We start from the raw sequence: 13,794 nt of genomic DNA, 5'->3' as shown, positions 1-13,794 counted from the left end.
CGTCCGGTCGTCCGAGAGTAGACCCAAGTTCAAGTCGGGTACGAATCAGGGATCGGGCGTGGTCCCTCCCCCAGCTCCGCGAAGTCGGGCCGCCGCCCTTGGAGGAACGCCGCCACGCCCTCGCGGCCCTCCGTGGACACCGCGGCGGCGACCAGGTGGCGGGCCTCGGTGTCGAGGTGGTCGGCGAGGTCGGCGCCGAGCGCCCCGCCGACCAGCCGCCGCGTCGCCCCGTATGCGGCCGTGGCCCCGCGGGCCAACGCGCCCGCTGTCCGCTCGGCCTCCTCGTACAGGTGCTCCGGCGGGACGAGCCGACTCACCAGACCCATCTCGAGGGCCTCTGCGGCCCCGACGCGCCGGTTGGTCAGCAGCAGGTCCAGGGCCCGTCGCGGTCCGACGAGCCTCGGCAGGGACCAGCTGACCCCGGCGTCCGGCGTGTAGCCGATGGCGGTGTACGCCGCCGTGAAACCGGCGTCCGTCGCCGCGAGCGCCACGTCCGCCGCGGCCAGCAGCCCCAGCCCGGCCCCCGCGACGGATCCCTGTACGGCCACCACCAGCGGGGCGTCCAGTCCGGAGAGGATCCGCAGCGCGCCATGGAGCGCGTCGGTGACCTCCGCGAGATGCCCTGCCAGGCGTTCCCCGTCGAGTTCGGCGAACTCCTTCAGATCGCCGCCGACGCAGAAGGACCGTCCCCGTCCGGTCAGCAGCACCGCCCGCGCCCGCGCCTTCTCGCACTCCCGGGCGGCGGCCAGCAGCGACCGGGCCGTCGCCAGGTCGATCGGGTTGCCCGATCCACGGCAGAGCTCGATCCGTGCCAGTCCTTCGTCGCCGATCCCGACGCTCGCCCTCATCGCGCAGTCCAACCGCCGTCGACGGTCAGGACGTGTCCGGTGCAGTACGACGAGGCGTCCGAGGCCAGGTAGAGCAGGGCTCCGTCCAGTTCCCCGCGCACACCGCCCCGGCCGAGCATCGTTCCGCGTTCGACCCAGCGCCGGGCCCTCTCGTCGGAGAACAGTTCCTCGGTCATCTCCGAGCGGAACCAGCCGGGCGCGAGAGCGTTGACCCGCACTCCCGCCCTCCCCCACTGTCCGGCCAGCTCACGGGTCAGGCCGATGAGCCCGGCCTTGGAGGCCGCGTAGGCCGCCCCGCCCAGGGGGGCGCCGGAGACCAGTCCGAGGACGGAGGAGACGTTCACGACCGATCGCGTCGCACCGCCGGTCGCGTCGGACGTCGGCGCCTCCGCCAGCAGGCGGGCGAGATGGAAGGGGGCCACCAGGTTGACGCCCAGGACGCCGGTGAAGTCGTCGGCGCTCTCCTCCTCGGCACGTACCGCACCGGACGCGCCCGCGTTGTTGACGAGGATGTCGATCCGGCCGGTCGCGTCGAGAGCCGTTGCCATCAGCCGCACCCGGTCATCCTCCAGGGAGACGTCGCAGTCGACCGGGTGGATGCGTGAGTCGCCGTCGGCGAGTTCCTTGAGCTTCTCCAGCCGCCGCGCGGCGGCCACGACGGTGGCGCCGGCCGATGCCAGCACCTTGGCGAAACGCGCCCCGAGCCCGGACGACGCCCCGGTGACGACGGCGGTCCGGCCCCGCAGCGAGAACAACTCGGCCACCTCGGTCACTGCTCCACCCCGATCGGCAGCACCGTCGCCCCGCCGTCCAGTACCAGCGTCTGCCCCGTCATCCAGGACGAGGACTCGGAGGCCAGGAAGAGCGCCGCGTTCGCCACGTCCTCGACTGTCCCCAGCCTGCGCAACGGCAGTTTCGCCGTCAGGATCGGCTCCCTCGGCTCCCATACCGCCCGGGCCAGCTCGGTCTTGATCAGTCCGGGCGCGATCGCGTTGACGCGTGCCCTCGGCCCGAGTTCGTAGGCGAGTTGCCGGGTCATGTGCAGCATGGCCGCCTTGGTGGCGTTGTACCAGCCGATGTGGGGATCGACGATCAGCCCGCCGACGGAGGCGATGTTGACGACCGCTCCCCCGTGTTCGCTCATCCACGCCCGCCAGGCGCACCGGGTCCAGGCGATCATGCCGTACTGGTTGACCCGGACGGTCTTCTCCGCGCGCGGCAGGTCGAGGTCGAGGAGATCGCCCATGTAGGGGTTGGTGGCCGCGTTGTTGACCAGGAGGTCGAGGCGGCCGAAGCGGGAGACGGTCTCCGCGACGCAGCGCTCGGCGTCCTCGGGTTCACCGACGTTGGCGACCACTTCGTGGACCTCGCCGTCGCCCTTCACTCGCAGCAGTTCCTCGCGCGCGGAAGCCAGTCCCCCCGGCTTCCGCGCGGCGATGACCACATGGGCGCCCGCCTCCCGGTACGCCTTGGCGATTCCGAGGCCGATGCCCCGGGAGCCGCCGGTGATCACGGCGACCCGGCCGTCCAGTTGCTGACCCATCACGCCTCCTCCTCCGGGTACTTGGCCAGTTCACGTCGTGCGACGGTCCGCAGATGCACCTCGTCGGGCCCGTCGGCGATCCGCAGCGCCCGGGTGATGGCGTACAGCCGGGCCAGTACGGTGTCGTCGCTGACCCCGGCCGCGCCGTGCGCCTGGACGGCGCGGTCGACCACCCGGTGGGCCACCTCCAGCGCGGCCACCTTGATCGCGGCGACCTCGGTGCGCGCGGCCGCGTTGCCGGAGGTGTCCATCAGCCAGGCCGACTTGAGGACCAGCAGCCGAAGTTGCTCGATCTCGATACGGCTGCGGGCGATCCACTCACGGACGACCCCGCGCTCGGCGAGCGGTCCTCCGAAGGCGGTCCGGGTCAAGGTACGGCGGCACATCAACTCAAGTGCGCGCTCGGCGAACCCGACGGCCCGCATGGCGTAGTGCATGCGTCCCGGGCCCAACCTCCCCTGTGCCAGGGCGAATCCCTCTCCCTCGCCGCCGAGGAGGGACGAGACCGGCACGCGTACGTCCTCGAAGAGCACGTCGCCGTGGCCGCAGCGGTCGGTGTAACCGAACATGGGCAGGTCGCGCAGGACGGTGACGCCAGGGGTGTCGCGCGGGACGAGCAGCATGCTCTGCTGCCGGTAGGTCGGCGCGTCCGGGTCCGTGACGCCCATCAGGATGATCAGCCGGCAGTCCGGGTCGAGGATCCCGGAGGTGTACCACTTGTGGCCGTTGACGACGTACTCGTCGCCGTCGCGGGTGATGCGGGTACGGATGTTGCGCGCGTCGGAGCTGGCGACCTCCGGCTCGGTCATCGCGAAGCACGACCGGATGTCGGCGGCCAGCAGGGGCCGCAGCCAGCGGTCCTGTTGCCCGGGGGTGCCGAAGAGGGCGAGCAGTTCCATGTTGCCGGTGTCGGGGGCGGAGCAGTTGAACACCTCGGGCCCGATCACGGAGCGTCCCGCCAGCTCGGCGAGCGGCGCGTACTCGAGGTTGGTGAGGCCGGCACCCCAGTCGCCGTGGGCGAGGAAGAGGTTCCACAGTCCCTCGGCTCGCGCCTTCTCCTTCAATTCCTGCATGATCTGGGGTAGTTGGTGTGGGTCGTCGGCCTCGGCGAGCTGTCGGTCGTAGACGGGCTCGGCGGGCAGGACGTACTCCTGCATGAACACGGCCATCCGCGTGCGGAGCTCGTCGGCCCTCGGGGAGAGTCCGAAATCCATGGGTGGCGCTCCTTCAGGGCCGTCGGGCGAGGATGTCGTGGGCCGTGCGGATCATCGCGGCGATGGTCGGCGGCAGCCGCTCCTGGTCGGGGTCGTGGTGGGTGCCCTCGCGGTGCCGGCGCAGGTTGTGGCCCATGATCGCGGCCATCTTGGTGCGGGCCAGGGCACGGAACCAGTCGAAGGCGGGGGGTTCGGGACGGCCGTCGAGGTAGGCGTCGAGCAGGTCCCGCTCGGTGGGCAGGCCGGGGACCGGGCGCCCGAGCCGGGGGAAGTTGCGGTGGTCGGCGAAGAGGAGGAACCAGGCGAGGTCGATGCGCGGATCGCCGTAGCCCCAGATCTCCCAGTCGACGACGGCGGCCGGCCGCTCGCCCCGGCACAGGACGTTGCCGAGGCGGAAGTCGCCGTGGGTGAGTACCGGGGGAATCCTGTCGGGGACGCGTGAGCCCAGAGCGTCCAGCACGTCCTCAGCCCCGGGCCGCAGTTCGGCCGGCACCGCGCGCATGGTGCGGCCCCACCTGTCCAACTCGCCAGCCGGGTCGAGTGGTTCGGCGGCCTCCACACTCGCTGTGCCGTGCAGGTCGCGCAGGACGTCGGCCAGGGCCAGCATCCGCCTCCGGCACAGCCCCGGGTCGAGCCGGTGCTCGTCGAGGACCGGCTCGATCGCCTCTCCGTCGACGAACTCCATGGCGAACCAGGCGGGTTCGCTCTCGTCGACGGCGACGATCTCCGGCACGGGCACGGTTGATCCGGCGAGCGCGCGCAGGACACGGGCCTGGCGCAGGACGTCGTCGCGGCCGACGGGCCGCCGACCGGGCGGCACCGCCTTGATGACGTACGAGACCGGGCCGGCCGTGATGCGGTAGGTGAGCCCCGAGTGGCCACCGGGCAGGGTGCGCAGGTCACCGAGGGGCGTACCGGGGTGGCGTACGGCCAGTCGCCCGCGGACCCGTCCGGCGAGTTCGCCCGCCTCTGTCGTGGTGTTCAACGCCCGGCTCACTTCGGCTCCTTGGGCAGTCCGAGGACACGTTCGGCGAGGATGTTGCGCTGGATCTCGTCGCTGCCGCCCGCGATGCGGTAGCCGGGTGCGCCGAGCAGGTGCTCGGTCCAGGCGTAGGTGCCCCACGCCCCCGTGTCGGCGGCGAGGCTCGGTCCGAGGAGTTGCTGGACGAGGTCGGTGGTGGCGCGCATGGTCGCGGTGGCGTGGAGCTTGCCGACCGAGGCCTCGGCACCCGGTTCGCGTCCGGCGGCCAGGGCGGCGGTGACCCGCAGCCCGATGAGCCGCTGGACGAGGGCCCGGACGAACAGGTCGGCGGCCTGCTGCCGTTCGCCGCCGGTCAGGGTGCGGGACAGGTGCCGGGCCAGGTCGAGGGCTCGGTCGGCGTTGTCGAGGCCGAGGGAGCCGGAGTCGAGGCGCTCGGCGGCGAGCACGGTGAGGGTGACCCGCCAGCCCTGGCCGACGGGGCCGAGCCGGTCGCTGTCGGGCACCTGGACGTCGTCGAGGTACACCTCGTTGAAGCTGGCGCCGCCGGTCATCTGGCGGATGGGCCGGACGGTCACTCCAGGGGCGTCCATCCGGACCAGGAAGACCGTGATACCGGCGTGCTTCGGAGCCTCGGGGTCCGTGCGGCAGACGGCCACGCCCCAGGTGGCGACCCGGGCGCCGGAGGTCCAGAGCTTGTGGCCCCGCAGGATCCAGCCGTCGCCGTCCCGTTCGGCCCGGGTGCGGACGGCGGCGAGGTCGGAGCCGGCCTCCGTCTCCGAGAACAGCTGGCAGGCGAGTTCGTCGGTGCGGAGCATCGGGCGCAGCCAGCGCCGCTGCTGCTCATCGGTTCCCCAGATGCGGATGGCGGGGGCGACGAGCTGCTGGGTGACGGGGAAGATCTCGGTGCGCCTCGGCACGTCGAAGGCGGCCTCCTCGGCCCGGTACAACTGCTCGTAGTACGGCGGCAGTTCGCGGCCTCCGTACTCCGCCGGCCAGGCGAGGGCGCCCCAGCCCTGGTCGTGGCGGAGGCGTTCCCATGCCCGTGTGCGGTCGGTGTGGGCGCGTTCCTCGGCTTGTGTCCAGTTCTCGAAGACGGCCACCGAGTCGTCGCCACGGCCCCACTCCCGGCGTTCGGGGCGCGCGGTCGCCACGCTCTTCAGCCAGCGCCGGGCCTCGGCGCGGAACTCGTCCGGGTCGGGTGTGCCGTTCATGGTCCTCCTCTCAGCGAGTCAGCACGGTGCAGGCGCTGACTCCGGGCGCCCCGTAGACGTGGGTGAAGCCGGCCGCCGGCTGGTCGGGCACCTGCCGTTCGCCGGCCCGGCCGCGCAACTGCTGCACGATCTCGTGGACCTGGCGCAGTCCTGAGGCGCCGATGGGTTCGCCGTTGGCGATGCAGCCGCCGTCGGTGTTGACCGGCAGCGAGCCGTCGATGCCGGTCGCGCCGAACGAGATGAGCGACTCCTGTTCGCCGTGTTCGCAGAACCCGCACTCGGCCAGGTGCATCACTTCGGCGCCGCTCTCGGTGTCCTGCACCTGGCACACGTCGATGTCCCGCGGCCCCAACCCGGCTTCCTCGAAGGCGGCTTGTGCGGCGTCGGCGCTCACGCTGGTCGGTGTCCCGGTCGGCGCCCACGGGCTGAAGACCTCGAAGGAGCCGAACCGGCGGGTGCGGACGACCGCCGCGCGCAGGGCGACGGACGTGACGCCGAGCTCACGGGCCACCGCCCGGTTGCACAGCACGAGGGCGACCGCTCCCTGGCCGGGTGAGCAGAACATGTAGCGGGTCAAAGGGTCGTTGACCATTCCGGACGCCAGGATCTCGTCGGCACCGAGCGGTTTGCGGCGCCAGGCGTGCGGGTTCAGCACCCCGTTGGCGTACGCCTTCTCGGCGACCAGTGCGAGGGTGCGGGCGCTGATGCCGTGGTCGTACATGTACCGCTGGATCTTCATCGCGAAGAACTGGGTGGTGACCATGAGGCCGTCACGCCCGTAGACCTCGTCGAGGCCCCAGTCGGCGGGCCGTGGGTCGAAGGCGCCCCGCGGGTGCTTGTCGAAGCCGACGGCGAGCGCCACGTCCGCGGCTCCGGACCGGATGGCGCCCACCGCTGAGACCAGCGCGCTGCCGCCGGTCGCGCAGCCGTTGCGTACGTTGACGAACGGCACGCCCGTCAGGCCGAGTTCGGTGACGAGGGTGTCGGCGTTGCCGGCGGCGTCGCTGCCGCCGTAGGCGGCCCGCACCCGGGACCACGGCAGCCCCGCGTCGGCGAGGGCGGCCCGGACTGCCTGCACCGCGAGGTGCCTGCCGCTCGCCTCCGTGCGGGCGAAGGAGGTGATCCCGGCACCGCAGACGAGCACGTCGTCGGCGCTCATACGGCGGCTCCCGTCGCCCTGGGCACCCCGTCGCCGGCCGTGAGGGTCACCGGCATGCCGATCTCCACGTCCTCGGGCCGGATGTCGAGAGCGGCCAGCACCCTCACCCCGTCCGGCAGTTCGACGTATCCGACGACGAACGGCGAGAAGCCGGCGGCGGGCGGGGCGTAGGGCGGTGACTTGGGCGCGTACCGCTGCACGGTCCAGGTCCACAGCGTGCCCGTGCCGGAGAGCAGAACCGGCTCGGCCGGTCCGCCGCAGCGCGGACACGCCGGGTCGGCGGGGTAGCGGGCCACCGCGCAGTCGGCGCACCGGGAGCCGCGCAGCCGGCTCCCGCTGGCCGGCACCGCGCTCAGCGGCCCTTCCACTGCGGCTCCCGCTTCTCCAGGAACGCCGACACACCCTCCGCCGCGTCCTCGGAGTTGAGCATCACACCGACCGCGAGGTGCTCCATGACCATGAGGGACTGGATGTCGGCGTCCAGGCTGCGGTCGATGGTCATCTTGGTGATCCACATGGTGAACGGGCTCTTGTCGACGAGCTGGTCGGCGAACTCCTCGACGGTGGCGTCGAGTTTGTCGGCGGGGGCCGACGCGTTGACGAGGTCGAACTCGGCGGCCTCGACGCCGGTGAGCAGCTTGCCGGTGAGCATCAGCTCCTTGGTCTTGCGGACGCCGATCATGCGCGGCACCCGGTAGATGGGGCCCGCACCGCCGAACAGCGCGCGCCGGATGTGGAAGTCGCCGATCAGGGCGTCGTCCGCGGCGATCGCGAAGTCGCAGGAGATCATCAACTCGAAGCCACCCGCGGTGACATGGCCCTCGAGGACGGCGATCGACGGCGTCCTCATCGAGTACAGCCGGTCGCAGACCTTCGCCGACAGCACGGCGACGTCGATGGCGTTGGACCTGCCGACGAAGTCGGCCTTCAGGCTGTCCAGGTCGAACCCGGAGCAGAAGGTGTTGCCGCGTCCGCGCAGGATCAGCACGCGCAGCTCGGGGTCCGCGTCGACCTCGGTGATGATCTCGTCCAGCCGGTTCAGGATCGGCACGGTCACGCAGTTCTTCTTGTGCGGGCGGTTGAGCCAGACCCGCGCCACGTGACCGTCCCGCTCGAACTGGATCTCGTCCTCGACTGCCATGAGCTCCTCCAAACTGAACTGAATTGAGTTCGATTCTGCGGGCAGCGACTGCCCCTGTCAATGGACCGGGAAGCACGGGCCACCGGAAAACGGGACCCGGGCGATCAGCGAGTGCTGCCGGTGAGCCCGAGCAGACCCGCGAGGCGCAGCCGGTGGTCGTCACCCGTACCGAACAGCGCCTCGTCCGCGCGCGCCCGGCGCAGATACAGATGGGCCGGGTGCTCCCAGGTGAAGCCGATCCCCCCGTGGAGCTGGACGTGTTCCGCGGTGGCGAGACGATACGCGCCCGTGCACGCGACGGCCGCTGCGCTGGCGGCCACGGGCAGTTCCGGGGCACCCGTGGCGAGGCAGGCGCTCGCGTACGCCGACGCCGAGCGCGCACCCTCGATCTCGACCAGCAGGTCGGCCAGCCGGTGTTTGACCGCCTGGAAGGAGCCGATCACCCGCCCGAACTGGCTGCGTTGCGAGACGTAGGCGAGCAGGGCGTCCAGGGCGTGGGCGGTGCCGCCGACGTGCTCCGCGGCCAGCGCCACCCGTCCGGCGTCCAGGACGGCCTCGACGGCCGCCGCCGTCTCCTCCGGCACACCGATCGGTTCGGCGGGCGCTCCCCGGAAGCGCACGAGCGCCTGGCGTCGGGTCGTGTCCAGGACGCGCCGTGCGATGCGCTCGCTGGTCGCGGGTTCGGGTTCGACGGCGAACAGCCGCTGCCCGTCCGGCGCGCGGGCCGCGACCAGCAGCAGGTCCGCCCCCTCCCCGTCCGGCACGAGGTCGGCCTCTCCGCGCAGCACCCAGCCCTTGGGGCCGCGCTCGGCGGTGACCTCGGCCGGGTGCACGATTCCGGCGACCGTCGCCGTGAGCGCACCGGCGGCGATGTCCGGCAGCCAGCGCGCGCACGCCCCCCGGTCGCCGCCGGCCATGAGCCCGTATCCGGCGAGGACGACGGTGGTCAGCAGCGGCACGGGACACAGCACCCGCCCGGTCTCCTCCAGGGCCACGGCGAGTTCGGCGAAGGTGTAGCCGGCGCCGCCGTACTCCTCCGGAACGGCGAGCCCGTGCACCCCGATCTCACCGGCGAGCCGGTCCCAGAGGGCCGTGTCGTGTCCGCGAGGTGTGTCGGCCTGTTCGCGGACCCCGTCGGGCCCGCACGTTTCGGCGAGCAAGTCCCGTAGAATCGAACGGAGTTGACGCTGCTCCTCGCTCTCCAGCAGCAGCGTGGGATCGGCATCGAGCCGGAACATCCAAGCCTCCTCAGGTAGTGAAGCGTCCGCCGTTGGCCAGCAGCACCGCCCCGACGAGATTGGCCGCCGCCTCGCCCGCCAGGAACAGCGCGATGTCGGCGATCTCCTCGGGTGTGGCATACGGCCGCACCCGCGGGTCGGCGAAGCCGCGGCGCAGTGCCGTGGGGGTCCGGGCCGCCATGCCGGTCTCCGTCGGACCGGGTGCCACTGTGTTGACGCGGACGCCGAACGCGATCGCCTCCTTGGCCACGGACTGGCTCAGCGCGTGCGCGCCGGCCTTGGAGGCCGCGTAGTGCGGATAGCCGGCCTGGGTGTCGAAGGCCGATGAGGAGCCGACGGTGACGACGGCACCGCGGCGGCGGGGTGCCATGACCCGCAGGGCGGCGCGCAGGACGTGGAAGGTCCCGTCCAGGTTGACGCGCATGACCCGCTTCCACGCCTCGTCGCCGAGGCGCGCGGTCACCTCCGGAGGCCGGTCCGCCACCAGGGCCTCCGCGATCCACTCCTTGGCCGCGGGGTCGTCGACCCCGGCCGCGTGCACCACGACGTCGAGCCGGCCGAGCCGCCGTACGACCTCCTCGAAGGCCCGGTCCACCTGCGTGGGTTCGGCCACGTCGACGGTGAGCGCGTGCCCACCCGCCAACTCCTTCGCGACGGCTTCCGCCGACGGGCCGTCCACGTCCACGGCGAACACCTCGGCGCCCTGCGCGGCGAGGCGGCGAGCGGTCGCCGCACCGATGCCGGATCCCGCGCCGGTGACGAGTGCGACCTGTCCCTCGAAGCGTCCCGTGCGCTCTTCGCCCATGCGGTCACCGTCCCGGTAGCAGTCTACTGAACTGACTTCATTTTTGTTAATGTCCTGAGTATGTCAACACGCAGGACGAGAGCGGTCCGACTGACCCGTTGGGGCGGCCCGCCGATGCTCAGCGAGGTAGCCAGGCCCACCCCCGCGGGCGAGGAGGTGGTGATCGAGGTGGAGGCGGCCGGCGTGTGCCGTTCGGATCTCCACGTGATCGACGCGGAGCCGGGCCGTCTCCCCTACCGGATGCCTTTCACGCTAGGGCACGAGGTCGCCGGGCGGGTGGTTGAGTGCGGCCCGCTGGCCGTGGGGCCGGCGGTCGGCGAGCGCGTGGCGGTCCACGGCCCCTGGGGTTGCGGGAGCTGCGCACGGTGCTCGGCCGGAGCGGGCAACTACTGTGACCGGCGGGCTGCTTTGGACGCGGACCGTGCCGGTACGGGCGCGGGCCTCGGCCGCGACGGCGGGATGGCCGACGTGATGGTCGTGCCGTCCGGGCGGCTGCTGGTGCCGGTGGGCGACCTGGCAGCCGTCCAGGCGGCACCGCTGACGGACGCCGGGCTCACCGCGTACCACGCCGTGAACACGGTCCGGCGCGCGCTGGGGGACGACGCGAGCGTCCTCGTCCTCGGCGTCGGCGGCCTCGGCCATCTCGCCGTGCAGATCCTGCGCGCCACCACGGCCGCGCAGGTGCTGGCCGTGGACGTGCGGGACGAGGCGCTCAGCCTGGCCGACCGCTGCGGCGCGCATTTCGGCACGCTTCTGCGGCCCGACACGGCAACGGTGCTGCGCGGTCGGACCGGCGGAGCCGGGATGACGGCCGTGCTCGACTTCGTCGGCAGCCGGTCCAGCCTTGCGTTGGCGGTGGACGTGCTGCGGGCGGGCGGGGAGCTGGCCGTGGTGGGCAGCGGCGGCGGGGAGCTGACGGTTCGCAAACCGGGCGCGCTTCCCGCCGGTACGCGCGTCTCGTTGCCGTTCTGGGGCACCTCGCCCGAACTGGAGGCGGTCGTCGCCCTGGCCCGCGAGGGTGCCCTGACGGTGGAGGTCGAGCGGTTCCCGCTGTCGAACGCGCTGGAGGCGATCGGGAGGCTCCGCTCCGGTCGGGTACGCGGGCGAGCGGTTCTGGTCCCGGACTGATCCGGACGCCCCGACCGTTCCCACGGCACGGCCGAAACCGATGCGGTCATACCCGTCCCGTCACACCTCTCGACTCCAGAAGTGAGTTCAATTAGCTTCTTGTCCCGTCAGTGAAGCGAAGGCGGTGGGACCCGCTATGGGTGCGGAGACAGTGGATCTGCTGGTGATAGGCGGCGGGATGGCCGGTCTCTCGGCCGCCGCCCGGGTGGCGGCCGAGGGCGGCTCGGTGGTGCTGGTGGAGAAGGCGGGACGCACCGGCGGCTCCGCGCGCTTCGCCGGTTTCGTGTGGACGGCCCCCACCACGGAGGTGATACGCCGGGTCAATCCGGACGGCGACCCGGACCTCGCCTCCGCCCTGGTGGACGGCTTCGCCGACGGGGTGGCTTGGATCCGGTCGCTCGGCGTGGAGTGCAGTCCACCCGTGCCCGTGCTGGGCTTCGGCCGCGGACACCAGGTCGACACCAACCACTACCTCGACACCTGCGAGCGGCTGCTGCGCGACCACGGCCAGGGCGTCCTGACGGGGACCCGGGTCCGCTCGCTCCTGATGGAGAACGGCGTGGTCAAAGGCGCCGACTGCCTGCTGCCCGACGGGTCCGCGCACCGTATCGAGGCCACCTGGACACTGCTGGCCACCGGCGGTTTCCAGGGCGACCCCCAGCTGCGCGCCGAGCACGTCCACCCCCAGGCGGCGCACATCGGACTGCGGGCCAACCCGCACAGCCGGGGTGACGGCCTCGCGCTCGGGCGCGCGGCCGGCGCGGCCTTCGGCAGCAAGGACGCCGGCTTCTACGGGCACCTGATGCCGGCGGGTGTCTCCCCGGCCGACCCGGCGCGCTTCGTCGACCTGGCGCTCTACTACAGCGAGCACGCCCTGCTGTTCGACACCACGGGCGAGCGCTTCACCGACGAGACGGCCGGGGACCACCTGACCACCATGGCGCTGCTCGAACGACCCGAGGCGCGGGGCCTGTTGGTCGCCGACGCGCGGGTGCACCGCGAGTGGATCAGCGCCTCCTACGTGGAGGGCATCCCCGGCGTCGACAAGTTCCAGCTGTGCCATCGCGCCGGTGCCCGCGCGGCGGTGGCGGACAGCCTGGAGGACTTCGCGTCGATGCCCGAGGAGTGGGGCTATCCCGGAGCCACGATCCGCGACCGCGTCGAGGAGTTCAACGCCGCCATGAGCACGGGCGCCGTCACGACACCAGGCCGGCAGCTCGACCGGCACCCCCTCGACGAGCCGCCCTACTACGTCGTCGAGGCGGCCCCGGCGATCACCTTCACCTTCGGCGGTCTGCTGATCGACGCCGACGCGCACGTCCTGGCGGCCGAGACGGACGGACCCGTGCCGGGACTGCTCGCGGCCGGCGCGGACGCGGGCGGGCTGTACCGGCGGGCATACGCCGGTGGGCTGGCCCCTTCGCTGGTCTTCGGTCTGGCGGCGGCACGGACCGCGCTGACCGGGACACCGTCGGCCACGGGAAGCTGAGTCCGGCCGTGCGCTCGGCACAAATCCCATGCACGAGGCTTGCCCGCCGTGCACCCGAGTGCCTAGCGTACTGAATTGAGTTCACTTTAACTTCATGGTCCGTGAGGTGATCATGCTTCTCGCACGCGTGGCGCGAACGCGCTCTTTTCCGAGGGAGGGACTGTGAGTCAGTTCCTGCTTGTCCTGATCAGCGGAGTGGCGAGTGGAGCCGTGTACGGCCTCATGGGGCTCGGGCTGGTCATCATCTACCGGGCCACGGACGTCGTGAACTTCGCGATGGCCTCGCTCGCCACCCTGGGCCTGTACGTGGCGGTCTCGCTGCACGACCGCGGGGTGGCCACGGTGCTCGGCCTCCTCGCCGCCGTCGCGATCACCGTGGCTGCCGGCCTGCTGGTGCGGGAGACGGTGATCCGTCCGCTGGGGCAGGGACAGTTGTTCTCGGCCCTCGTCGTGACGATGGGCGTGTCGCTGATCGCGGAGAGCACGGCCGGATCGATCTGGGGCGACCAGCCGAAGGCCTTTCCCAACCTGGTCGGCGGCACGGTGCGCTGGTCCGGCGCCGCGGTCCCCGTCCAGAGCCTGGTGACGATCGCTGTCGCCGCCGTGGCGATGGCGCTGGTGGGCTACCTGTTCGCCCGCACCACGCTCGGCTCGGCCATGCGTGCGGTGGCCGAGTCGGCGGACACCGCCCGCGTGGTCGGCCTCGGCGCGCAGCGCCTGGCCAGGATCTCCTGGGCGCTCGGCCTGGGCCTCGCCGCGCTCGCCGCCTGCCTGTACGCACCGCGCTCCGGGCTGGTGCCCACCGCGCTGGTCGCGCCCCTGTTCCGAGCCTTCGCCGGCATCTTCCTGGGCGGCCTGACCAGCATGTACGGCGCCGTCCTGGGCGGGCTGACGATCGGCGTCCTGGACAACCTCGCGGCGAACTACGTCTCCGCGAGCTTCCGGGACACGTTCGTCTTCTCGTTCACCGTGCTCGTGCTGCTGATCCGTCCCCAGGGCATGTTCGGCACCCGAACCTTCCAACGGGTCTGAGGGG

General features: G+C 72.2%; 14 protein-coding genes. 3 read left to right on the top strand and 11 right to left on the bottom strand.

The features are described 5' to 3' along the window. Nucleotides 1-29: 29 nt before the first annotated feature. The 11 genes from ACIRVK_RS27290 to ACIRVK_RS27240 form a co-directional block, all read right to left on the bottom strand. Nucleotides 30-848 carry an enoyl-CoA hydratase/isomerase family protein gene (locus tag ACIRVK_RS27290; protein ID WP_404251479.1) on the bottom strand — a complete coding sequence of 273 codons (819 nt, stop codon included), beginning with the start codon at nt 846-848 and terminating at the stop codon, nt 30-32. Then, the gene (locus ACIRVK_RS27285) at nt 845-1,621 is read right to left on the bottom strand and encodes an SDR family NAD(P)-dependent oxidoreductase (protein WP_404251477.1); all 777 of its coding nucleotides are present in this window, start codon (nt 1,619-1,621) and stop codon (nt 845-847) included. The genes ACIRVK_RS27290 and ACIRVK_RS27285 overlap by 4 nt, the downstream gene beginning before the upstream one ends. Then, nucleotides 1,618-2,391, bottom strand: a complete 774-nt coding sequence (locus ACIRVK_RS27280) for an SDR family oxidoreductase (RefSeq protein WP_404251475.1) — start codon at nt 2,389-2,391, stop codon at nt 1,618-1,620. The genes ACIRVK_RS27285 and ACIRVK_RS27280 overlap by 4 nt, the downstream gene beginning before the upstream one ends. Further along, nucleotides 2,391-3,605, bottom strand: a complete 1,215-nt coding sequence (locus tag ACIRVK_RS27275; RefSeq protein WP_404251473.1) for an acyl-CoA dehydrogenase family protein — start codon at nt 3,603-3,605, stop codon at nt 2,391-2,393. The genes ACIRVK_RS27280 and ACIRVK_RS27275 overlap by 1 nt, the downstream gene beginning before the upstream one ends. A 13-nt stretch (nt 3,606-3,618) precedes the next feature. Further along, nucleotides 3,619-4,602 carry a phosphotransferase family protein gene (locus tag ACIRVK_RS27270; RefSeq protein WP_404251471.1) on the bottom strand — a complete coding sequence of 328 codons (984 nt, stop codon included), beginning with the start codon at nt 4,600-4,602 and terminating at the stop codon, nt 3,619-3,621. Beyond that, nucleotides 4,599-5,798, bottom strand: coding sequence for an acyl-CoA dehydrogenase family protein (locus ACIRVK_RS27265; RefSeq protein ID WP_404251469.1), 1,200 nt, complete (start codon nt 5,796-5,798; stop codon nt 4,599-4,601). The genes ACIRVK_RS27270 and ACIRVK_RS27265 overlap by 4 nt, the downstream gene beginning before the upstream one ends. 10 nt (nt 5,799-5,808) lie before the next feature. Then, nucleotides 5,809-6,957 carry a thiolase family protein gene (locus ACIRVK_RS27260; protein ID WP_404251467.1) on the bottom strand — a complete coding sequence of 383 codons (1,149 nt, stop codon included), beginning with the start codon at nt 6,955-6,957 and terminating at the stop codon, nt 5,809-5,811. Continuing rightward, nucleotides 6,954-7,325 carry a Zn-ribbon domain-containing OB-fold protein gene (locus ACIRVK_RS27255; RefSeq protein ID WP_404251465.1) on the bottom strand — a complete coding sequence of 124 codons (372 nt, stop codon included), beginning with the start codon at nt 7,323-7,325 and terminating at the stop codon, nt 6,954-6,956. Before ACIRVK_RS27255 ends, ACIRVK_RS27260 begins: the two co-directional genes overlap by 4 nt. Continuing rightward, the gene (locus ACIRVK_RS27250) at nt 7,310-8,098 is read right to left on the bottom strand and encodes an enoyl-CoA hydratase/isomerase family protein (RefSeq protein ID WP_404251463.1); all 789 of its coding nucleotides are present in this window, start codon (nt 8,096-8,098) and stop codon (nt 7,310-7,312) included. Before ACIRVK_RS27250 ends, ACIRVK_RS27255 begins: the two co-directional genes overlap by 16 nt. Before the next feature lie 104 nt (nt 8,099-8,202). Next, a complete protein-coding gene (locus tag ACIRVK_RS27245; protein ID WP_404251461.1) occupies nt 8,203-9,336 on the bottom strand; it encodes an acyl-CoA dehydrogenase family protein in 1,134 nt (377 codons plus the stop codon). Nucleotides 9,337-9,346: 10 nt separating this feature from the next. Continuing rightward, nucleotides 9,347-10,141, bottom strand: coding sequence for an SDR family NAD(P)-dependent oxidoreductase (locus tag ACIRVK_RS27240; RefSeq protein WP_404251459.1), 795 nt, complete (start codon nt 10,139-10,141; stop codon nt 9,347-9,349). Nucleotides 10,142-10,201: 60 nt separating this feature from the next. Here ACIRVK_RS27240 and ACIRVK_RS27235 point away from each other — a divergent pair, with 60 nt between their 5' ends. From ACIRVK_RS27235 to ACIRVK_RS27225, 3 genes are all read left to right on the top strand, one after another. Further along, nucleotides 10,202-11,269 (top strand): NAD(P)-dependent alcohol dehydrogenase, encoded by a 1,068-nt coding sequence (locus ACIRVK_RS27235; protein ID WP_404251457.1) that lies wholly within the window; start codon nt 10,202-10,204, stop codon nt 11,267-11,269. A gap of 136 nt (nt 11,270-11,405) precedes the next feature. Beyond that, nucleotides 11,406-12,758 (top strand): FAD-dependent oxidoreductase, encoded by a 1,353-nt coding sequence (locus ACIRVK_RS27230; protein WP_404251455.1) that lies wholly within the window; start codon nt 11,406-11,408, stop codon nt 12,756-12,758. A gap of 162 nt (nt 12,759-12,920) precedes the next feature. Next, nucleotides 12,921-13,790: a branched-chain amino acid ABC transporter permease gene (locus ACIRVK_RS27225; RefSeq protein ID WP_404251453.1), complete on the top strand. Its 870-nt coding sequence runs from the start codon at nt 12,921-12,923 to the stop codon at nt 13,788-13,790. The last annotated feature ends 4 nt before the right edge of the window (nt 13,791-13,794 follow it).

The organism is Streptomyces sp. NPDC101152, assembly GCF_044768275.1.
Classification (GTDB): domain Bacteria; phylum Actinomycetota; class Actinomycetes; order Streptomycetales; family Streptomycetaceae; genus Streptomyces.
The sequence above is the reverse complement of the archived record's forward strand: the minus strand, read 5'-3'. Positions and strand labels throughout refer to the sequence as shown.